The 22,016-nt window shown below is 58.5% G+C and carries 16 protein-coding genes and 1 pseudogene; 12 read left to right on the top strand and 5 right to left on the bottom strand.

Translation table 11 applies throughout. The features are described from left to right. The first annotated feature begins 63 nt into the window (after positions 1–63). Positions 64–543: a carboxymuconolactone decarboxylase family protein gene (locus C0560_RS03055; protein ID WP_123429548.1), complete on the top strand. Its 480-nt coding sequence runs from the start codon at positions 64–66 to the stop codon at positions 541–543. Here C0560_RS03055 and C0560_RS03060 read toward each other — a convergent pair. Continuing rightward, positions 530–1,432: pseudogene (locus C0560_RS03060) on the bottom strand (LysR family transcriptional regulator). The gene C0560_RS03055 and the pseudogene C0560_RS03060 overlap by 14 nt on opposite strands. A 99-nt stretch (positions 1,433–1,531) precedes the next feature. On the opposite strand from C0560_RS03060, the gene C0560_RS03065 reads away from it, so the two are divergent. From C0560_RS03065 to C0560_RS03100, 8 genes are all read left to right on the top strand, one after another. Next, complete coding sequence (locus tag C0560_RS03065; protein WP_248859617.1) at positions 1,532–2,941, top strand: aldehyde dehydrogenase family protein; 1,410 nt, start codon at positions 1,532–1,534, stop codon at positions 2,939–2,941. A 126-nt stretch (positions 2,942–3,067) separates the two neighbouring features. Then, entirely contained in the window at positions 3,068–3,532 is a 465-nt protein-coding gene (locus C0560_RS03070; protein ID WP_100777776.1) for a MarR family winged helix-turn-helix transcriptional regulator, read from the top strand. A 2-nt stretch (positions 3,533–3,534) separates the two neighbouring features. Continuing rightward, positions 3,535–4,602, top strand: a complete 1,068-nt coding sequence (locus C0560_RS03075; RefSeq protein WP_123429545.1) for an HlyD family secretion protein — start codon at positions 3,535–3,537, stop codon at positions 4,600–4,602. Continuing rightward, entirely contained in the window at positions 4,592–5,659 is a 1,068-nt protein-coding gene (locus C0560_RS03080) for a DUF2955 domain-containing protein (protein WP_100777774.1), read from the top strand. The genes C0560_RS03075 and C0560_RS03080 overlap by 11 nt, the downstream gene beginning before the upstream one ends. Before the next feature lie 69 nt (positions 5,660–5,728). Continuing rightward, on the top strand, positions 5,729–7,402 hold the full coding sequence (locus C0560_RS03085; RefSeq protein WP_248859619.1) for a hypothetical protein: 1,674 nt from the start codon (positions 5,729–5,731) through the stop codon (positions 7,400–7,402). 250 nt (positions 7,403–7,652) lie between these two features. Beyond that, entirely contained in the window at positions 7,653–10,040 is a 2,388-nt protein-coding gene (locus C0560_RS03090; protein WP_248859620.1) for a hypothetical protein, read from the top strand. Beyond that, the gene (locus C0560_RS03095) at positions 10,037–11,125 is read left to right on the top strand and encodes a glycoside hydrolase family 105 protein (RefSeq protein ID WP_107702322.1); all 1,089 of its coding nucleotides are present in this window, start codon (positions 10,037–10,039) and stop codon (positions 11,123–11,125) included. The genes C0560_RS03090 and C0560_RS03095 overlap by 4 nt, the downstream gene beginning before the upstream one ends. A 33-nt stretch (positions 11,126–11,158) precedes the next feature. Continuing rightward, a complete protein-coding gene (locus tag C0560_RS03100; RefSeq protein WP_181827288.1) occupies positions 11,159–12,787 on the top strand; it encodes an alpha-glucoside-specific PTS transporter subunit IIBC in 1,629 nt (542 codons plus the stop codon). Between the two features lie 26 nt (positions 12,788–12,813). On the opposite strand, the gene C0560_RS03105 is transcribed toward C0560_RS03100, so the two are convergent. Genes C0560_RS03105 through xapA form a run of 4 tightly spaced genes read right to left on the bottom strand, consistent with a single transcriptional unit; the run spans position 12,814 to position 17,166 of the window. Then, complete coding sequence (locus C0560_RS03105; protein WP_248859621.1) at positions 12,814–14,085, bottom strand: DUF445 domain-containing protein; 1,272 nt, start codon at positions 14,083–14,085, stop codon at positions 12,814–12,816. A 47-nt stretch (positions 14,086–14,132) separates the two neighbouring features. Next, positions 14,133–15,032 carry a LysR family transcriptional regulator gene (locus C0560_RS03110; protein WP_181827290.1) on the bottom strand — a complete coding sequence of 300 codons (900 nt, stop codon included), beginning with the start codon at positions 15,030–15,032 and terminating at the stop codon, positions 14,133–14,135. 56 nt (positions 15,033–15,088) lie between these two features. After that, positions 15,089–16,288 (bottom strand): MFS transporter TsgA, encoded by a 1,200-nt coding sequence (gene tsgA / locus C0560_RS03115; RefSeq protein ID WP_102104527.1) that lies wholly within the window; start codon positions 16,286–16,288, stop codon positions 15,089–15,091. 44 nt (positions 16,289–16,332) lie between these two features. Beyond that, a complete protein-coding gene (gene xapA / locus C0560_RS03120) occupies positions 16,333–17,166 on the bottom strand; it encodes a xanthosine phosphorylase (protein ID WP_181827291.1) in 834 nt (277 codons plus the stop codon). 402 nt (positions 17,167–17,568) lie between these two features. On the opposite strand from xapA, the gene C0560_RS03125 reads away from it, so the two are divergent. The 3 genes from C0560_RS03125 to C0560_RS03135 all read left to right on the top strand — a co-directional run bounded on the left by C0560_RS03125 (position 17,569) and on the right by C0560_RS03135 (position 21,973). Then, entirely contained in the window at positions 17,569–17,709 is a 141-nt protein-coding gene (locus C0560_RS03125) for a hypothetical protein (protein WP_181827292.1), read from the top strand. A gap of 136 nt (positions 17,710–17,845) precedes the next feature. Continuing rightward, positions 17,846–19,216: an NAD-dependent succinate-semialdehyde dehydrogenase gene (locus C0560_RS03130; RefSeq protein ID WP_100777766.1), complete on the top strand. Its 1,371-nt coding sequence runs from the start codon at positions 17,846–17,848 to the stop codon at positions 19,214–19,216. Positions 19,217–19,432: 216 nt separating this feature from the next. Then, positions 19,433–21,973, top strand: a complete 2,541-nt coding sequence (locus C0560_RS03135) for a penicillin acylase family protein (protein WP_181827294.1) — start codon at positions 19,433–19,435, stop codon at positions 21,971–21,973. The last annotated feature ends 43 nt before the right edge of the window (positions 21,974–22,016 follow it).

The following is a 22,016-nucleotide window of genomic DNA, read 5'->3' on the forward strand; positions in this document are numbered from 1 at the left end:
TGTCATGATCGGCGTAGATTTGCCCCATCGCATTTGATATGCCGCACAAAAAGAGGAAAGACAATGAGCACTCGCGTTAACCACCACAAAGCCACACCTGCACTTGCCAAAGCCCTGTCCGACCTGAGCATGGCGATCGGCAAAACCTCCATCGATCCGGCCCTGAAGCACTTGATCGATATCCGCGTCTCTCAGCTGAACGGCTGCACGTTCTGTCTGGATATGCACTCGAAAGAGGCGAAAATTGCCGGTGAGCGCGAGCTGCGCCTGTATCATCTGACCGCATGGCGCGAATCGCCGCTGTTCAGCGCACGTGAAAAAGCGGCGCTGGCCTTCGCCGAAGCGCTGACCCAAATCAGCGTCCACGGCATCAGCGACGAACTGTACTGCAACGTGGCTGAGCACTTCTCCGACACCGAGATTTCAGAGCTTAACTTTGCCATCGTGGCGATCAACGCCTGGAACCGTCTGGGAATTACCTCGCGCATGGAGCCGGGTGCAATGGATGCGGCTTACGGCCTGAACAAAGCTAACCTGGAATAATCCCGCGTTCGCGAACCAGCGCCACCAGCGCCCGCAACCCCGGCGGGACGTGCCGGTGGCCGGGATAGTAGAGGCGCAGCCCGGCAAAGGGCTGCGTCCAGTCATTTAACACGCTCACCAGTTCCCCCGATGCCAGCTCTTGCTGGATATAAAGTTCCGGTAAAAAACCGATTCCCAGCCCCGCTTTCACCGCCCGTATCTAGGCAAACAGATCCGACGTCGCAAAACGCGGCGGGACGGCCAGGGCATAGCGCTCGCCGCGCCGTTCCAGCTCCCAGCGATAAATCCCGCCGTGCGACATGCGCATTCCAATCCCCTGATGGTGGCGCAAATCATCCGGCGTTTGCGGAATACCGTGGCGGGCAAAATAGTCCGGTGTGGCAGTGACCAACTGGCGGATATCGGCGGTGAGCGGGATGGCGATCATGTCCTGTGGGACAGACTCTTCCAGGCGGATCCCGGCGTCAAACCCCTCGGCGACAATGTCGATCAGGCGCGCTTCACTGACGGTCTCCACGCGCATTTTGGGGTAGCGGATCATGTAGTCGATCAGCAGATCGTCCAGAAAAAGGGTGCCGATATTGTTCGGCACGTTCAGGCGCAGCGTTCCGGCAGGTTCGTCCGTCTCGCTGTGGATCTCTTCGCTGGCCTGGCGGATCGCCTGCAATGCCGGGCCGATACGCGCCACATAGCGCTGCCCGGCGTCCGTCAGCGCAACGCTGCGGGTGGTGCGGTTAAACAACCGCGTCTGCAGGCGGCTTTCCAGCCCGGCGATGGCATTGCTCACTGCTGTCGCCGACATGTTGAGTTCCTGCGCTGCGCCGCGAAAACTGCCGCGCCGCACCACAGCCATCACCACTTCCAGCTCTGTCAGTCCTGAACGGTGCATAGATTATCCTGAAAATCGCAATAACCTTTGCAGGATAGCGTGGATTATCGAAACGTAAAAGGCGTGCCAGACTGGGCTCTTCCAGCCTGAGGAGGTGTTATGCGTCATATCGATCGGATTTTTATCAACGGTGAATTTGTCACACCGCACGGCACAGAGCGTTTTGATCTCTACAACCCGGCGACCGCGCAGGTGTTCGGGCAGGTACGGCTTGCGGATGAACTTGACGCGGAACGCGCCATCAGTGCGGCCAAGGCTGCGTTTCCGGCATGGGCGAGGACCACACGCGAGGCGCGCATTGCTGCCCTCAAACGGATGCATGCGGCAGTCGCGGCGCGTCATGACGATTTGCTGGAGGCGATTATCGAAGAGTACGGTGCTCCGGCGTCGCGATCGGCGTGGATGGCGAGTTATCCGGCAGAGGTGATAGCCCAGGCCATCGACGCGCTGACGGCGTTTGAATTCACGACCGAGGTCGGCGCCGCCACGGTACAGATGGTACCGCTTGGCGTGGCGGGGCTTATCACGCCGTGGAACAGCGATGCAGGATTTATCTGCGGCAAACTGGCGGCATCGCTGGCGGCGGGCTGTACGGCAGTGATCAAACCGAGCGAAATGAGCGCATGGCAGACGCAGATTATCACCGAGGCCCTGAGCGAAGCCGGATTACCGCCGGGGGTGTTTAACATCGTGACCGGGCGCGGCGAGACGGTGGGGGAGACTATCAGCCGTCATCCGGACGTGGCAAAAATATCGTTTACCGGTTCAACCGCCACCGGCAAAGCGATTCTGCGCAACGCCGCTGAGAGCTTTAAGCGCGTAACGCTGGAGTTAGGCGGTAAATCGCCGACGATTGTGCTGGAAGACGCCGATTTAAGCCAGGCGGTTCCGCTGGCAATCCAGGCTGGCCTGATGAACAGCGGCCAGGCGTGCGTGGCCGGAACGCGTATTCTGGTGCCACGCTCGCGCAAAGCGGAATGCGAAGCGGCGCTGGCGCAGGCGATGGCGGCAGTAAAATCGGGCGATCCGCGTGACCCGGCGACGGAAGTGGGACCGATGGTCAGCGAAAAACAGTGGCGGCGCGTGCAGGGTTACATCCGCAAAGGCACAGAAGAGGGGGCGCGTTTGCTGGCAGGGGGGGAAGGGCGTCCGGAGGGCACACAAAACGGCTGGTTTGTCCGTCCGACGCTGTTTACGGATGTCGATAACCAGATGACCATCGCCCGCGAGGAGATTTTTGGCCCGGTGCTGTCGATTATCGCCTATCGCGATGAGGCCGAAGCCATCGCCATTGCCAACGATACGGATTATGGCCTGAGCGCGCTGGTACTGGGCGGTGAGCGTGCGCGTGGCGTTGCACAACAAATTGAGTCTGGCCGGGTACTGGTTAATACGCTCGCCCACGAACCAAAAGCACCTTTCGGCGGATTCAAACACTCGGGCGTAGGCCGCGAGATGGGCGCGGGGGGGATCAGCGCGTTTATGGAACCTAAAACGCTGATTGAATAAAACCCCGCCCGGTGGGCGCAGTGCCCACCGGCCTATGAATTCGCAATTCCTGCTCTTTCCCCTCTCGTTTCTTGATAGTTACCCTGATAACTATTATCTTGCTTACGGTGATGAGAGGGGGTTCCCGTGAGCGAAGATGATCTGTTTTGCCGCAGGCCGATGGGCATGCGGATGGCGATGATTGTGCGTCAATGGCGCGCGGTTATTGATGATGCCATTCTCGATACGGGACTCACCCAGTCGAGCTGGACGGTGATGATGCAGCTCAAATCGCTTGGCGATAACGTCTCGGTCAGCGAACTGGCGGAAGTGCAGGGTATCGAACTGCCGCCGCTGATGCGCACCCTGACTCAGCTGGAAAAGCAGGGTTATCTGCTGCGCACGGTATCACCTTATGACAAGCGCATCCGCTTGCTCACCCTCACGCCGGAAGGTCACGCGGTCCTGAAAACGCTCACCCAGGTGGTCGAAAATTTTCAGCAACGTGTGTCATATAATATCGCGCCTGAACATCTTGAGATTTTCTGCGCAACATTAAATCAAATCGCCTGCAATTTGCGGTCAATCCGCGAAGAAGACAACAAGATCTAAAAATAATGACTCCTGAACAAAAGTTTGCCCGCTGGGTTAGGGTGAGTATTGCCTCTTTCCTGCTGATGTTTGTCTATTTTATCGTCGCGGATATCTGGATCCCGCTGACGCCGGACTCCACCGTGATGCGTGTGGTGACGCCGGTGTCCGCGCGCGTTTCCGGCAACGTCGCGGCGGTGTACGTCCACAACAACAGCCAGGTTAAAAAGGGCGATGTGCTGTTCGAACTCGACCCGACGCCGTTTCGCAATAAGGTCGAAGCCGCCCAGATCGCTCTGGAACAGGCCCGGCTCTCGAACCAGCAGCTGGACGCGCAGATTGTCGCCGCGCAGGCCAATCTGAAAACGGCGCAGCTGACCGCCCGCAACGACAAAGTCACCTTTGACCGCTATCAGCGCCTGAGCACCCTGCAGAACGTCTCGCAATCGGATCTGGATAAAGTGCGCACCACCTGGCAGAGCAGCGAACAGTCGGTGGCGAATCTGGAAGCTAATATCCATAACCTGCGCATCGAGCGCGGTGAGCGGGATGAGAAGCGCAACGTAACGCTGCAAAAATATCGCAACGCACTGGAAGAGGCGGAGCTAAACCTGAGCTGGACGAAGGTCTACGCGCTGGCCGACGGCACCGTGAGCAACGTGCAGCTTAGCCCCGGTTTTTACGCCTCGTCAGGCTCTGCCGCGCTGGCGCTGGTGAATAACCAGACTGATATCGTCGCCGATTTCCGCGAGAAAAGCCTGCGCCATACCCATCAGGGCACCGACGCTGCGGTGGTGTTTGACGCCTTCCCGGGCCGCGTTTTCCGCGCGCACGTCACCAGCAGTGATGCCGGGATTTTGGCAGGACAGGAGGCGGTGAACGGCGAATTATCTCAGCCTGAAACCTCCAACCGCTGGGTGCGTGACGCGCAGCGCATGCGCATTCACATCGCGCTGGACGAAACGCTGCCAAAACACCTGCCAACCGGCGCCCGCGCCACGGTGCAGCTGTACAACAGCGAAGGGCCGTTCGCCCGCTTCTTCTCCGGGCTGCAAATTCACCTCGTGAGCCTGCTGCATTATGTCTATTAATACGCTCGCGCGGGTCTTTACCCCGCACGGCAACATCGTCTACACGGCGAACGACTTTCGCCAGACCCTGCGCATCGTCTTTGCCGGGATGATCGCGCTGAGCATTTCGACGTTTTACAACACCAGCTACGGCGTCTTTTACGTGGTCTACCCGATCATGCTGCTGTCGCTGGTGCCGGTGTTTAACCGCCACGTGGCGAAGCAGTTTATTTTTAGCGCGTCGCTGAACTGCATCGAAATGGTAATTATCATCGGCTATCTTTCGCAATGGCCGCTGATCATGACGCTGGTGGTGTTTGCCCTTTACGTGATGCGTTTTCGGTTTATGAGTAAGGGGCCGCTGTTCCTGTTTGGCTCGATGGGGGTGGTGTGTCAGAGCGTGATGCTCAATTTCATGAGTTACCCGACCACTAACTGGCACACGCTGCTGTTCTCAAACGTCGAGGCCAGCATCATGGCGGTCTGTTTAAGCGCGCTAATGAACTACCTGCTGCCGGACGTCGAACCGCGCAAGCCGCCGCCGCTGATTGAGAAAAACGCTGCCCGCGTGCGCCACGAATCCCTGCTCTCCGGCACCGTGGCAACGCTGATTTTTGTTGTCTTTCAGATAAGCGATCTCAGCGATTCCCTGTCGGCGCTGATGGCGGGCGTGCTGATCCTCTTCCCGATGAACTATCGCGGCGCGGTGATAAGCTCCCTGTGGCGCGTGGTCGGGGTGATCCTCGGCTGTCTGTACATTCTGGTAATGCAGCTGGTGCTTTACGATCACAGCAGCCACATGTTGCTGATGATGCCGCTGATTGGCCTCGGGTTGGCGTTTGGCGCACGTCTGCACGTCATGGAAAAAGTCGGCGCGGGCGTCGGGTTTGCCAGCATCACCACCATCGGCATTATGTTTGGTCAGAACATGCATCCTGACGGCGATCTGGTGTTCAGCGATCTCTACCGCATCGTCTCGGTGACGGTGGCGCTGGTCTCCACGCTGACGCTGGTGTTCCTGGTGCATCTGTTCCTGAACCTTTTTGAGCCGACCCGCTACGTCATTCGAGAACCGTGACACACCTATTTTCTGCGTTCTGTGCTATGACTGTCGGCCGGTCAATTGGGCGACAAAAGGAGCAGGGAGATGTGGCAGACAAGGGCGCTGGAGCTAAATAATCAGGCTTACTGGAACTGGGATAAGGCCTGCGAGCTGGTGGATTACGCCGTCGCGCATGATTTCAATACCGTGATTGTCGGGCAGGTGGATTTGTTCGACATGCTGGTTTCGCCCAAGGGCTACACCCCGCTTCAGTACAACGATCGCCTCTCCAGCCAGCAGCGCGCCCGCTGCGTCCATCTCAATCGTCTCGGCAAACTGTGCCAGCAAAAAGGGCTGCGTTTTTATCTGCAGGCCAAAGAGTTCAACTTCCCGACTGACCTGCTGCTGGCGCATCCGCATCTGTTCGAGCCGGGCCACGGCGTGCGCTTTGACGTCGATTTCTGGTGCGCGTATCTGGGCGAGAAAGTGTCGCTGATTTGCCAGCGTATTCCGGCACTGAGCGGCCTGCTGGTGGCGATTTCCAATACTGACGGCCTGCTGCCCATTTCGCGCCCGAACTGGGCGCTACAGGGGCAAGACAATGCCCGGCTTCCCGAGCGTGACGAGCGCAGTTTTTCCCTCTACAGCCGCTGTTTCAGCGCGCTTTCCCGGACGATGCAGAAAGAGAACAAGCATCTGGTGCTGCGCGTGTTCCCGGCGAGCAATCACGATCTCGGCAACGTGCTGGAGGCGATCCGCCCGCTGCCCGAAAGCGTCAGCGTCTCCATCAAACTGACTCCTGAGCGCTTCTGGCCATCGTTTCCGAATAACCCGGCGCTGCTGGCTGTCCGCGAGCGCGAAGTGTGGGCGGATATCGATCTGGTGGGCGAAGAAGTGGGCTGGGGGATTTTCCCGTTCCCGCGCATCGACGAGCTGCAGGGCCGTCTGCTGTGGTGTCGCAGCAATCCGGCGATTCGCGGCGCGGTGTGCAAAACCAGCTGGGAAGGGGTCGATAACCACTGGATCATGGGCACCCTGAGCGAATGTAATCTGCTGGCATGCAGCCGGATGCTGGCGAATGATGGCGCCCATTTGTCGCGCGATCAGCTGCTGACGTACTGGCTCGACGAAAGCTACGGCTGGCGCCCTGAACCGCCGGTCTTTGACCAGTTCACCGCCCTGCTGGAGCAGGCCGGACAGGTGCTCTATAACGCGATTTACGTCCGCGACCACGTGTTTCACCGCCACAGTCAGGTGCCGGAAAGCTACGGCCAGGCGGTGTGGAGCCTCTACGGACAGCTCAATCGCAACCACTGGCTGCCAGGCTCCGAGCGCGATATCTCCTTTGACGCCAGCGATGTGGAGACATCCGCCGCCTGCCTGACGCGCATCGCCAAAGAGAAAGATGACGCCCGCGACGCCTCTGTGAGCTTACGTGAACGCGCGCTGCGTTTCACGGAGATCGCCGCGTTCCCGTATGCCCTGAAAAACCGCTGGCTGGAGGAGTGGCAAGGCTTTGCGCTCTACTGCCACCTGTTCTTGCATGCTCAGAAAGCCTTCTTCACTCTGCGCTTTGCCCGAGAGGTGGAAAACAGCTGGAGCATGCGCGAGATCTGCCAGATCAACATTCAGGAGCTGTATCGCAGCGCGTCAGAAATGGAAGACTACTGCGCGAAACACGCTGACGCCTCGCCGGGATTGCACGTGCTGTTTGATGCCTCACGCGTACGGGCATTGGCCGATAGCCTGGGCGAGGAGCTTAAGGCGCTGAAGGGCTAAAACCTGCCAAAAATGTGACGAACGTCGCGCAAGACACGTGCACGGCGCAATGGCTGTGCGCCCATCGTCACATTCTTTTTTTTCATTTCACGTAAGGCGTGATCGTCGTCACGTCGTCTCCCCGGTGGTGGCTCGCTTTGTGAGTTGCCAGGCAGTTCCGGCCAATCCCCACTATTGGCTGCTCGCCGAAAAGTGCAATCCCGCTGATGATTGGCCCGCAATCGATAAGTCGTATGAAGGCGAGGAAAATATGTCACAGGGTGACTGGCAACTTAAACAGGGCGAAGCGCTGACGCGTTTTCTCTTTTCCGCGGCAAAGGAAGAGCGCTTTGCTGAATTCTATACCGGCGAAGCCATCGACCCGGAAATAGACTATCACTTTCGCAACGGCTCAGGCCCGAAAGCGGAGGCGTTCTGCCGCCGCGTCTTTCGCCAGACGCACGCCCGGCGAGCGGTCGATCCCGCCCAGGCGCTGCCGTGCCGTGGAGTGACCTTTAGCGGTGAGAATGACAGCGTTTCATTTTCTGATTTTCGCCATTTGCCTTTCCACCTTCAGCGCTGGCTGACGGTTGATCTTTTCGCGCCATACACCGGGGAATTTTCGTTTCGTGTGGGCACCTGCGGCGGCGTACGGATATGGATTGAGGGGACAGAAACCCTCTGCCATACGCCGTTTACGCGCAATACCCTGCAGCATGTCGAGGTGCGCCTGCCGCTGAACGCGGGCAAAAATAGCCTGCTGATCCATCTCGACGAGCTGTTTGAGCGCGACACCCTTTTTGCTCTGCAGATGGTCTATCTGGATGACGCGCCCCTGGGCGTGGCGCTGCCCGGCATGTCGGGGGATGCGGTCGATTGTCTGAGTGAGTTTGCGGGCGGCCTGCGACCGGAACTGGCGGCCATTGACCACAGCGTGCGGCTGCACGGCAGTGTGCCAGTCCCTGCGGGCGTTGTGCTTCGCGGGGAACTGCGCGGCATGGGCAACGACAACTTTACGCCGAGAACACTCGATTTTGGCGCGCTAAACGCCGGAGAAACGACGATCGCCCTGCCGTTACCGGCGGATATCGGTGAGGCGCACTATCAGCTGCGACTGATGCTCCAGCGTGGTGAAGTGACACTCACGCGTCACGTCGGCATCAACGTCATGCCCGATGCGCCGGTGCTTGCCCGCGCCACCACTCTTGCAGGGCGCAAACAGGAAGCGCTGCGCTATATCGCCGCGCAAGGCATGGATCGCACCTGCCGCCTGCTGGCGATGATGCACCTGCACGAATACGGCCCTCAGTGTGAAACCCTGCTGAACAGCACTCTCAAGCGCATCAGCGCGCGCGAAGACTGCTCTGATTTTTCGCTGGTGCCGCTGCTGTGGATCTGGCGCTATCACCATGGGGAGCATTTCCCGCCAGCCCTTTGGCGACGGGTGAAATCAACTCTGCTGGGCTATCGCTACTGGCTCGACGAACAGGGCTGCGACGTGATGTGGTTCTGGAGCGAAAACCACGCGCTCTGTTTCCATACCGCCCAGTATCTGGCGGGGCAGTTTTTCCCGGACGAGCAGTTTATCGCCTCGGGCCACCTCGGACGCGAACAGCAGGCGATTGCCGAAGCGCGTCTGGTGAAGTGGTTCGACGCCATCGATGTGCATGGTTTCGTCGAGTGGAACTCCGCGCCCTATTATCCCGTTGATTATATTGGCCTGTTCGCGCTGTATCAGCTTGCCGAGAGCCAGGTGATTCGCACCCGCGCAGGTCAGCTCATTGACCGCTTAATGCTATTAAGCTCGCTGCATTACCAGAACGGCGTCGCCGCCGGAACCATGGGCCGCGTCTACGAAAAAGAGCTGCTGGCAGGGAGGCTCACCGAGCTGTCGGCTTACGGCGCGGTGGCCTGGGGTGGCGGCAGCTATAACCGCAAATGCGCCTCGCTGCCGTTGTTCTGCGCCAGCGACTACGTGCCGCCTACCGAGTCAGAGAAGTACGCCACGCTCTGCGAAGGCGAACTGGCCGCGTGGTACACCTGCGGCGGCGGGAATATTTGCCTCTGGAAAGCGCCGGGCGTCAGTTTGTCCTCCTGCGTCGATCACCACACGGGTGAGCCAGGCCATCAGCAGCATCTGCTCGACCTGCAATTTGCTTCCCGTCCTGACGCCAAAATCTGGATTAATCATCCGGGTGAAGCGGAACCAGGCGGCGAAAAGCGGCCTTCATTCTGGGCGGGAAACGGCGTAATGCCGCATGTCATGCAGCAGGAAAACGGCGCTGTGATGCGCTGGCACATCGCTGACGAAGAGGCCCTGCCGTGGACGCATCTTCACCTGTCGATACAGGCTTTTGATCGTGTCATCGCCTCGACGCATGCCCGTATCGTTCGCGCCGGTCAGGCCTTTGCGGCGGTGATCTGCTCTGCTCCCCTGCACACCATCGACCACGGGCTTACGGCCGGAACCGAGTGTCGCGCGGCGGGACGCGATGTGGCGTGGTACGTGGAAGCGGGCTATGGCGACGACGTGGCTTTTGCGGCGTTCAGCGCCCGGATGGGCGCAATGAGGATCGAGAAAAATCACGATCTCGCCGCGACGTTTCCCGCTCTGCACAGCACTGCCCCACACATAATTTTCAAGGACGTAAACGCATGAACAAGGATGAACGGATGAGCACGCTGGACCGCGTGGTGCGCGGATTTTGCCGTCTGAAGAATTTGAATGAAGTGGGCGTTGGCGACGGTTTTGCGATCCACTTTGAGGAGTGGGAGTGGGAAATCGGCGTCGGGCTTTACGGATTCTGGCGTTACGCCGCGCACCAGCAGGACGCGGCGCTGCAGCAGTCGATCCTCGCATGGTATGAGGCGCAGATCGCCAAAGGGTTGCCGGAGATACAGATCAACACCACCGCACCGATGATCGTGCTGGCGCTGGTGGCGGGGCAACATCAGCGTGAGGATCTGCTGAAAACGGTCAACGACTGGGCCGACGCCCTGCTGCGTGATCTGCCCAAAACTGAAGAGGGCGGCTTCCAGCACGTGGTGAAAGAGCAGCCCAACACCGGCCAGCTCTGGGACGACACGCTGTTTATGACCTGCCTTTTCCTTGGCGTGGCGGGGATTGTGCTCAAGCGTCGCGACCTGATTGACGAGGCGGGATACCAGTTTCTGCTGCACACCCGCTATCTCAGCGATCCGGCCAGTGGGCTGTGGTATCACGGCTGGACGTTTGTCGATAAACACCACTTTGCCGGGGCGTTTTGGGCGCGCGGCAACGCGTGGATCACCGTGGCAATCCCCGAATTTATCGAACTGATGGGCGAGCATCTGGACACAGGCGTGCGTCGCTATCTGTCGCAGGTGGTGGCGCGCCAGGTGCGCTCCCTGTGCACGCTCCAGGCTGACAACGGCATGTGGCACACGGTGCTCGACGATCCGCTCTCACCTCAGGAATCCTCCGCCACGGCGGGGATTGCCTACGGCATGCTGCGCGGCGTTCGGATGGGCATTCTGGATGATTCCGTCAGCGTTTACGCGCTGCGGGCGTTTGACGCCGTAATGGCGCGCATTGACGAGGACGGCATCGTCCTCGAAGCCTCACGCGGCACCATGTTGGGCTGGGATATCCAGTATTACTGCGATATCGCGATGGCCCCCGTTCCCTACGCTCAGGCGTTAACGATGCTGCTCCTGCTGGAGAGGGAGCAGGGTGACTGGCCTGGCAAAACCTCTGTGACCTGACCCGCGAGAGCGGATAGCTGGAGATAATAATAAATGAAAAAACTCAACATCATGGGCGCCTTCCAGACGTTTGGCGGCGCGATGGCGGTCCCGATAGCTTTCCTGCCGTTCACAGGGTTGCTGCTGGCCGTCACCAACATCCTCACCATGCCCGATATCATGGGCGATCTGGCCCATCCGGACGCGACTTTTTACAAGGTAATGACGATTCTGAAGTCCGGCGGCTGGACGATTTTCCGCAACTTCCCGCTGCTGTTCTGTATGGCGCTGCCGATTGGCCTGGCGAAATCCGCCCAGGCGCGCGCAGCGCTGGTGGCCTTTTTCTCCTACATGGCGTTTAACTATTTTACCAACGGGATGCTCACCTTCTGGGGCGCTGATTTCGGCGTCAATTTTAGCCAGGAAGTGGGTGGGCAGAGCGGGCTGGCGCTGGTGGGCGGCATCAAAACGCTGGATACCAGTATCGTCTTCTCCCTGATCGTCGGCGGGATCGTCACCTGGATCCACAACCGCTTTTTCGAGAAAAAACTCCACGACTACTTTTCGATTTTCCAGGGGATGGCGCTGGTGTTCATTATCGCCTTCTTCCTGATGATCCCTCTGGCGTGGCTCACCTGTCTGGTGTGGCCAAAAGTGCAGTTGGGCATCAACGCCATGCAAACGTTCTACATCGAAGCCGACGTGCTGGGAATGGGGCTGTTTGCGTTTGTGGAGCGTATTCTGGTGCCGACGGGGCTACACCGTTTCGTCTATTTCCCGTTCTTCTTCGGCCCGGCGGTGGTGGATGGCGGTCTCTACACCCACTGGATCGAGAACGTCTCGACCTACGCGGCCTCTGCCGTGCCGCTGCGCGAGCAGTTCCCAGCGGCGGGCTACTCCCTTTACGGCAATATCAGCGTCTTTTGCTCGTTGGGTGCGGGGCTGGCGATTTACGCCACCGCGAAGAAAAGCCAGAAGAAAAAAGTGGCGGCCCTGGTGATCCCGGCGATCATCACCGCGATGAGCGTGGGTATTACCGAACCGATCGAATTCACCTATCTGTTTATTTCGCCGGTGCTTTATCTGCTCAACGCGCTGATCGGCGCGGTGCTGTGTATGGCGCTGTACATGGCCGGGGTGGTGGGCTTTATGGGCGGCGGGATGAACGACATGATCCTGTTCAACTGGATCTTCTACGCGCAAAACCACGCGCACCTGATTTGGATCCATCTGGCCATCGGCTTTGGATTTGCGGCGATCAACTTTATGGTCTTCCGCTACGTGATCCTCAAATACAACATCCTGACGCCGGGGCGTAACGAGGATGAAGGCGAGGTGCGTCTCTATTCGAAACAGGATTACCGCGATAAAAAGGCGGCGGGCAAACAACCCGATCGCGAGAAGGCGATTGCGATCCTGCAGTGCGTCGGCGGCGCGGAAAACGTTGAAACCATCAGCAACTGCCAGACCCGCCTGCGGCTGGTGATCCACGATCCCTCGTGCGTGATGGATGACAACGCGTTGAAAGCTGCGGGGGCGTTAGGGACGATTCGTAATGGCAGGAACCTGCAAATCGTGATCGGACTGTCGGTCACCGTGGTCCGGGAATTCTTTGAGGCGGAAGTGATTCGCGCGCGCGAGGCGGGGAGAGATTCGCCTGCGCCGCAGCCGGTAAACTCATAACAAAATGGGGCGCTCTGCCCCATTTTTTAGTGGGGGAGCAGCACCGGAATTTGCGACAGCAGAAACAGAATCAACCCGATAGTTCCGCCGACCAGCGTGCCGTTAACGCGGATAAACTGCAGGTCTTTGCCGATATTCAGCTCGATCTGTCGTGACATGTCTTTTGCATCCCAGCCCTTCACCGTATCGCTGATATGGCGCGTCAGGAATGCCGCGAAATCCGGTGCCACGCGATGCGCCGCCTGCTCCAGATGTTCGTTCAGCGAGGCGCGCAGGCTGGCGTCGGCCACCAGCGTTTCGCCGAACCACTGTCCGGCGTTGGCGATGCGTTGCTTCACGCGGGAGTCGTCGCTCTGCATATCGGCTTTCAGCCATGCGCGCAGGTCGGCCCACATCTCGCCGAGATAGCGGTTAAACGCTTCGTCATTCTTCAGGTAGTGTTTGATGTTCTCCGCTTTAGTCGCCATCTCCGCATCGGTTTTCAGGTTGTCGATAAGCTTCAGCGTGGCACGATCAAACGCCTGACGGATCTGGTGCGTGCGGTCGTGGCTGATATCGTCGAGGATCGCGTTCACCGCATCGGAGACCAGCTCGGCGCTTTGATCGCCGAGCCACTCGGTCGGCAGCATCATCGCTTTGCGCGGATGTTCGGTTTTGAGCCAGTGAACGATCTGCGCGGCGATAAAGTCCCGCGTACTGTCGCGCTGAATCAGGGTGATCAGGCGGTTGATCACCGCGTCCAGCAGCACCTGATGACGGTTGTTTTTGGTCATGCTCTCCAGCATCGCCGCGCTGGTTTGGGTAAAATCGACCTTATCGATGGCCTTGTGTACGGCGCGTTTCAGTAAGCGCTGAATGCGCCCGTCGTCCGTCAGTTCCAGGAACCCGCCCATTACCTGAATCAGATGCTGCCCGACACGCTGAGCGTTATCCGGTTGGCTGAACCAGTTACCGATCATCTGTGCGGGTTCGTAGCGACGGATCAGCGCAACTAAAGACTGGGTATCAAGAAATTTTTCCTGCACGAACAGGCCGAGATTATCGGCGATCCGATCTTTATTGCGCGGGATAATCGCCGTATGGCGCGAGATAAACGGGATCGGCACCCGGCGGAACAGGGCCACCACGGCGAACCAGTCCGCCAGCGCGCCGACCATCGCCGCCTCGGCAATCGCCTTCGCGCCGCGTACCCAGATCGTCTGCGGCAGAAACAGCGTGGCAATGAAAATCGCGGCGGCAACCAGCAGCAGCGACAGCGCCAACAGCTTGGCGCGTTTGAGTTCAGCTAATTTTTCCATAGGGTTAAGGATAGAGCGGAACGTGGGAGGAGTGCAAAAAAGTGTGATCAGTCGCGCAGGGCTGCCAGAAAACGGCTGAACAGATCCGGCAGCGGCTCGTCGTACCACAGCGCGTAGAGATCGGCGGGGATAGTCTCGGTAAGTTTCAGGAACACCACGCCCGGCCAGTGGATCAGCGCGCAGGATTCGGGTAACAGCGATACGCCATTACCGGTGCTGACCAGCGCCAGCGCGGTCTGCGGCTCAAAGACCTGATGCGTCACCAGCGGCGACACGCCCAGCGCGAGGCAGCTGTCATACACCTGACGGGCAAAGTCGCTGTGGGTGAAAGAGAGGGAGATAAACGCCCGGTCGACCAGATCTTTCAGGGATATTTTGCTGCGGCGGCACAGCGGATCGCTCTCATGTACCGCCACGCACACCGCCTCACGGGCAATCATCTGGCAGCGGATTTTGGCTTCGACGTGAGGGATCACGTTGCGGTTGATGGCGATATCCACGGTGCGCGCGCGCAGGGCCTCGGTCTGTTCCTGCTGGCCCAGCTCGTGCAGCGTCCAGTTGACGTCCGGATTGGCCTCGCGGAACGCTTTCATGCGCGTCAGCAACGGTCCCCACATCGCGCTGCCAATCATCCCGATATTGATGTGCTGCTTTTCACTGCGGCCAATCTGGCGCACATAGTTCAGGGACTGTTCGGTGGCGCTGAGCAGACGGTCGACTTCCGCTTTCAGCACTTTTCCGGCGTGAGTCAGCACCACTTTGCGGCTGGTACGCTCAAACAACTCCACGCCCAGCAGCTCTTCCAGCTCTTTGATTTGCATACTCAGCGGCGGCTGGGAGATATTTAGCCTGGCGGCAGCGCGCCCAAAATGCAGCTCATCGGCGAGGGTCTGGAAATAGCGCAGCATCCGGAAGCGAATGCGGCTGTTGGCCTGTGAATCGAGCATACCGGGCACCGAAAAAAAGGAGGGTGGCGATATCATGCAACCCTCCCTGGAGCCTGTCAAACCGCGACCGCCTCGCCCCGGTGCAGGCGTTCAGCCTTGCTGCAGGCGATGGCCGCAAGCAGCGTCACCATCAGCAGCGCGTAGGCGCAGGTGGAGGCATTCACTGCGCCGTGCAGGCCGTAGCGGCTGTTAACCAGCGACGAGACAGTGGCGAACAGCAGCGTGCCGACGGTGCCGCAGGTGAGCAGCGCGGAGATAAGCGTCGGGGAGCTGCGGCTGACCTGCAGCGAACCGTAGCTCATCAGCCCGGAGAACAGGCCAGAGTTGAAGAAACCGAACGCGCCGCAGGCAATCAGAATCAGCGTGGTATTGGCGCTGTTGCTGATAAGCGCAATCGCCACCAGACCGACGGCGGTGCAGATCAGCAGGAAGGTGCGCAGCTTCATCCATTTGACGGTGAACTGATTGAGGAACAGCCCGGTCGCTTTCGCCACCCAGTAGACGGTGGTGTACAGCGCCGCCTGTTCTGGCAGCATCTGGAAACGCCACTGCAGATAGCCTGGCGTCCACATGGTGAAAATCGGCTCCGCCAGCAGGAACAGGAACAGCGCGCCGCACAGCAGCCACACGGAACGACCCCACGGCTCTTTGCGGGTGGTGTCCTGATGCGCCGGTTCTGGCGCAACGGTGCTTGGGTAACGGCTACGCAGGGTGAGGATCAGCATCAGCACGCCCAGCCCGCCCATGATGCCGTACATGGCAATCCAGCTCGCGCCCATTTTAAACAGCCACGCCAGCAGGAAGGAGAGCGTTGCGCCCGCCAGACTGAAGAAGAAATCGGTGAAGATCAGGCTCGATGAGCGGCTTTTTTCGTCCGGATTGATGCGCACCACCAGGTAGCTGCCGATGGTCATAAAAATACCGCCGCAGGCACCGATAATGGCGACCGCCACGCTGAACATGGTCAGCGTCGGGGTGGCGAACAGCAGGGCGCTGATGAGGATCGTCAACGCGGCGGCGATCACCAGCGGCTTTTGCAGACCCCATTTTTTCATCAGAATGCCGCCGAGCATGATCGGCACGAACATGCCGATATTCATCAGGGTAAACACCTGGCCGATGAAACTCGGATCCTTATTGAACGCGGCGCAGAGCGGGCCGAGGACAATCCCCAGCGTCGAGACCAGCGCGCCGACGAAGTAGTAGCTCAGATACGAAATCGCATTCAGACTGCCGCGAGAGTAATTTTCTGACATCTGTATTTCTCCTGGCGGGCGCGTGCCCGCCGCTGGACGGGAAGTTAGCGGCAGTTCTTCACGAACTGGCTAATCAGGCGAATGAAATCGTCGGTGACCATCGCCGCACATTTCAGGGTTTGTTCGTGGGACAGTTCCACGTCGCTCAGCCCTTCCGCCATGTTGGTGATGGCCGAAACCGCCAGCACTTTCAGGCCGCAGTGGCGCGCAACAATCACTTCCGGCACCACCGACATGCCGACCACATCGCCGCCCATGTTCTGCATCATGCGGATTTCTGCCGCCGTTTCGAAGTTTGGCCCCGGGTAGGAGACGAACACGCCTTCGTGCAGCGTGATGTTGAGATCACCCGCTGTGTGGTGCAGTTTTGCGCGCAGATCGTTGTCGTAGGCGTTGGCGAGGCTAAAGAAGCGCGGCCCAAAACGGTCGTCGTTCGGCCCAACCAGCGGCGTGGACGGCATGGTGTTGATGTGGTCATTGAGCGCCACCAGGCTGCCCGCCGGGATGTTCGGGTTGAGTGAACCGGCGGCGTTGGTGCAGAACATGAATTCGCAGCCGAGCAGCTTAAAGGTGCGCACCGCGTGGGTCATGATGCCCATCCCGACGCCCTCATAGAAATGCCCGCGTCCTTTCATGCAGATGAGATCCACGCCGTGCAGCGAACCCATCACTATTTCACCCGCGTGACCAATCACGGTGCTGACCGGGAAGCCCGGCAGTTTTTCGTAAGAGATAACGGTTTTGTTATCAAGCTTATCCGCCAGCGCGCCAAGGCCGGAGCCGAGGATAAACGCGATGCGCGGTTTAAAGCCGGGTTTGGCAGCCTGAATGATTTCAACGGCTTCATACGGGGTGTTGTTAATCACGGAAATAGACATGGGAACTCCTGAATGCGTAGGTTTGTACACATTCTGTGGAGAGCGTGATTGCATATCCAATTGGATAAAATAGGTTATTGATAGTGTTTTTCGAATGGATGGTTGTTGGGTATGTGGATTTTCAACGGGTTAGGATGAGCAGCCCAGAGGTAGTGGGGGAAATGACGCAGAGGAACTGTGATGGGAGTCAATGGTGAGCCTTGTGGCTCTGCGGTTTTGCCGCTGCCATTCTGAACGGGCGAATGCCTGTTTGCATAAAAAAATTTATCGCGCAGCACGATCGTTAATCTATTTGCGACATCCGTTAATTAATAACCCTATTTACCGGGAGTATAATTTCCCTTCCCGTTTGTTTACGCGGGGAAATATAAATAGGAATTATTTATTTCGCGGATGGAATACATGAAAAAGATTCTTGTAGCAATGTTTTTGGCTTTATTTACGATGACGTCATTTACAGCATTGGCCTGCCCAAAAGGGCAGCACCCTCACGGCGGGACCGGCTCGCATCATAAAGGCGGTTACTGCTCTTTTGACGAATAAACAGGTAAGGCACATCGGGTGATGTGCCTTTTTTACAACATGTTTCTAAGAAACGTCCGTATATACCCAACTTTACGCCCACCCCCGGCCATTTTGACTACCCTTAATACCCTAAGCGGTAATTAAGGAGACCTACATGGCTTACCAGACAGTGAATCCTGCTAACAACAAGCTCATTAAAGAGTACAAATCTCATACCGATGCTGATGTCGAGGCCGCGCTAAAAACGGCGGATGCCCTTTACCATTCCGACTGGGCGAAAGGCGCTATCGAACAGCGTCTGCCGGTGCTGCATAAGCTGGCGGATCTGATCGATAGCCGGAGCGAAGAGCTGGCAAAAATCGCCAGTCAGGAGATGGGGAAACTCATCGGGCAAAGCCGCGGGGAAGTGAAGCTTTGCGCGCAAATCGCCCGCTATTACGCAGACAATGCGAAACAATTTCTCGCCCCAGTGAAGTACAAATCGGAACTGGGAGACGCCTGGGTGGAGCACCATCCTATCGGCGTGGTGATGGCCGTTGAGCCGTGGAATTTCCCGTTCTATCAGTTGATGCGTGTGCTGGCGCCGAACCTGGCGGCGGGCAACCCTGTGGTGGCGAAACACGCCAGCATCGTGCCGCACTGCGCGGAGGCGTTCGCCCATCTGGTGCGTGAAGCCGGTGCGCCGGACGGCGCCTGGACGAACCTCTTTATCTCGCAGGATCAGGTCGCGAAGATCATTGCCGATCCGCGCGTGCAGGGTGCAGCCCTGACCGGGTCTGAGAAGGCCGGGAGCGTGGTCGCAGCGCAGGCGGCGAAGCACATCAAAAAATCGACCCTCGAACTGGGCGGTAACGATGTGTTTATCGTGCTCGACGATGCGGATCTCAAGAAAGCGGTTAAGATCGGCGTCAATGCCCGACTCAACAACGCCGGGCAGGTGTGTACCGCCGCGAAGCGTTTTATCGTCCATGAAAAAGTGGCCGATCAGTTCCTGACGGCTTTCACCGAGGCGTTCCGCGAGGTCAAAATCGGCGATCCGCTGGATGAGAGCACCACTTTGGGGCCGCTATCGTCGAAAGATGCGCTGGAGACGTTAACCAAACAGGTTAACGAGGCGGTGAAAAACGGCGCAAAAGTCCACGTGGGCGGCAAGCCGGTGCAGCGCGACGGCAACTTCTTTGAGCCGACAATCCTGACCCATATCTCCCGTGAGAATCCGGCCTATTTTGAAGAGTTCTTCGGGCCAGTGGCGCAGTTCTATGTCGTCAAAAACGACGACGAAGCGGTGAGCCTGGCAAACGACTCGAACTACGGGCTGGGCGGGGCGGTATTCAGCCAGGACATTGAGCGTGCGAAGAAAATGGCCTCGCGGATCGAAACCGGGATGGTCTACATCAACTGGCTGACCGACACGGCGGCTGAACTGCCGTTCGGCGGCGTGAAGCGCTCCGGCTACGGTCGCGAGCTTTCGGATCTGGGCATTAAAGAGTTTGTGAATCAGAAGCTGGTGGTCGTTCGCCGCTAACCGATTTCACAGCACTAAACAGGGTGGCTTACGAGCCGCCCTTTTTTTGCAATCAACAAATGATTGTGATTCGCCTGGTATCACATAATGGATATATTCGTATCATGAATTAGTTACCAGACTCACAGTTCGCAGTGAAACAAACTGGCTGTTCTGGATAACAATTCGCCTCTTGCTAGTATCAAATCGAAAATCATACACCTGCAAGAGGATACAATGAAAAATACAAATCGTATGATCGTGAACTGTGTTGTGGCTTCCCTGACGCTAAGCTGGAGCCTCGCGGCGCTGGCGAATACCGCCCCGACAGAGGTCAAGATCGTTCGCGATAGCTACGGCATGCCGCATATCTACGCCGATGATACCTATCGTCTTTTTTACGGTTACGGCTATGTGGTGGCGCAGGATCGCCTGTTCCAGATGGAGATGGCCCGTCGCAGCACCCAGGGCACGGTGTCTGAAGTGCTCGGAAAATCTTTTGTGAGTTTTGATAAGGATATCCGCCAGAACTACTGGCCGGCGTCGATTCACGCGCAGATCGCCGCGCTCTCCGCCGATGATAAAGCGATCCTTAAGGGTTATGCCGACGGCATGAACGCCTGGATTGATAAAGTGAACGCCGAGCCGGGTAAGCGTCTGCCTGCGCAATTTACCGAGTTTGGTTTTAAGCCTGGGCACTGGCAGCCCTTTGATGTGGCGATGGTTTTTGTTGGCACGATGGCCAACCGTTTCTCCGATAGCACCAGTGAAATCGACAACCTGGCGCTTCTCACGGCGTTAAAAGATAGATACGGCGCGCAAAAAGGGATGGGGGTGTTTAACCAGCTGAAATGGCTGGTGAATCCGGCAGCGCCGACCACCATCGCCGCACAGGAGAGTCGCTATCCGATCACGGTCGATCTGAAAAACAGCCAAACCGCCGCGCTGCTCCCGCGCTACGATCTCCCCGCACCGATGCTCGACCGACCGGCGAAAGGCCGGGATGGCGCACTGCTGGCACTCACCGCCGGGCAAAACCGCGAAACGATCGCCGCCCAGTTTGCCCGTAGTGGGGCCAATGGCCTGGCGGGTTACCCGACCACCAGCAATATGTGGGTGATTGGCAAGAAAAAGGCGCAGGACGCGAAAGCGATTATGGTCAACGGCCCGCAATTTGGCTGGTACGCCCCGGCGTATACCTATGGTATTGGGCTGCACGGCGCGGGTTATGACGTGACCGGCAACACGCCGTTTGCCTATCCGGGGCTGGTGTTCGGCCACAACGGGACCATTTCATGGGGCGCGACGGCGGGATTCGGCGACGATGTGGATATCTTTGCGGAGCAGACCTCCGAGAGCAAACCCGGTGAATATTTGCATAACGGCGAGTGGATCAAAATGCAGCGTCGCGAAGAGACGATCGCCGTGAAAGACGGGCAGCCGGAGACGTTTACCGTCTGGCGAACCGTTCACGGCAACGTGATCAACGTCGATCCGGCGACACACACCGCCTACGCCAAAGCGCGCGCATGGGAGGGGAAAGAGGTGGCTTCCCTGCTGGCGTGGACGCACCAGATGAAGGCCAAAGACTGGCCGAGCTGGACGGCGCAGGCGGCGAAGCAGGCGCTCACTATCAACTGGTATTACGCGGATATCGACGGCAACATCGGTTACGTTCATGGGGGCGCATATCCGAAACGCCAGTCGGGTCACGATCCGCGCCTGCCGGTGCCTGGCACCGGAAAGTGGGACTGGCAGGGGCTGCTGTCGTTTGATCTCAATCCGAAGGTGTATAACCCGCAGTCGGGGTATATCGCTAACTGGAACAACGCTCCGCAGAGAGATTATCCGGCCTCTGATCTGTTCGCGTTCTTATGGGGCGGGGCGGATCGCGTTACTGAAATCACGCAGCTTATCGATAAACAGCCCACGCTGACCTACGAACAAGCCTGGGGATTGATCCAAAAAACCAGCCGTCAGGATCTGAACCTGCGTCTGTTCCTGCCTGCGCTGCAAAAAGCGGCGGGCAGTTTGCCGCAGAGCGATCCCCGCCAGCAGCTGGTGCAAAAGCTCACGAGCTGGGACGGTCAAAATCGCTTACGCGACGACGGGAAAACCTATGATCAACCCGGTTCCGCCATTCTCAATGCCTGGCTGACCAGTATGCTGAAGCGCACGGTGGTTGCCGCCGTACCGGCACCCTTTAACACCTGGTACAGTGCCAGCGGCTATGAAACGACGCAGGACGGGCCGACCGGCTCGCTGAATATCAGCGTCGGGGCCAAGATCCTGTTCGAAGCGCTGGAGGGGGAAAAATCGGCGATCCCGCAGGAGGTCGATCTCTTTGCCGGACAGTCGCAGGAGACGGTCGTCCTCGCGGCCCTGCAGGATGCGTGGCAGACGCTTTCGGCGCGCTACGGTACGGATATCAACGCCTGGGAAACACCTGCCATGGCGCTGACCTTCCGCGCGAACAACTTCTTTGGCGTGCCGCAGGCGGCGACGAAAGAGGCGCGTCATCAGGCCGAATATCAGAACCGGGGAACGGAAAACGACATGATTGTCTTCTCCCCTCAATCGGGAGCAAGCCCGGTGCTGGCGTGGGACGTGGTTGCGCCCGGTCAAAGCGGGTTTGTGGCCCCGGATGGGACGCCGGATAAGCATTATGACGATCAGCTGAAAATGTACGAAACCTTTGGCCGGAAGCCGCTGTGGTTAACGCCGCAGGAGGTGAGTGCCAATCAGGAATCGCAGGAGATTTTGCAGGTTCAGCGTTAGCGAATCTCTCATATAAAAAAACCTGCCCTGGGGCAGGTTTTTT

Origin of the sequence: Lelliottia sp. AC1, assembly GCF_023278595.1 — a bacterium.
Taxonomy (GTDB): Bacteria; Pseudomonadota; Gammaproteobacteria; order Enterobacterales; family Enterobacteriaceae; genus Enterobacter; species Enterobacter nimipressuralis.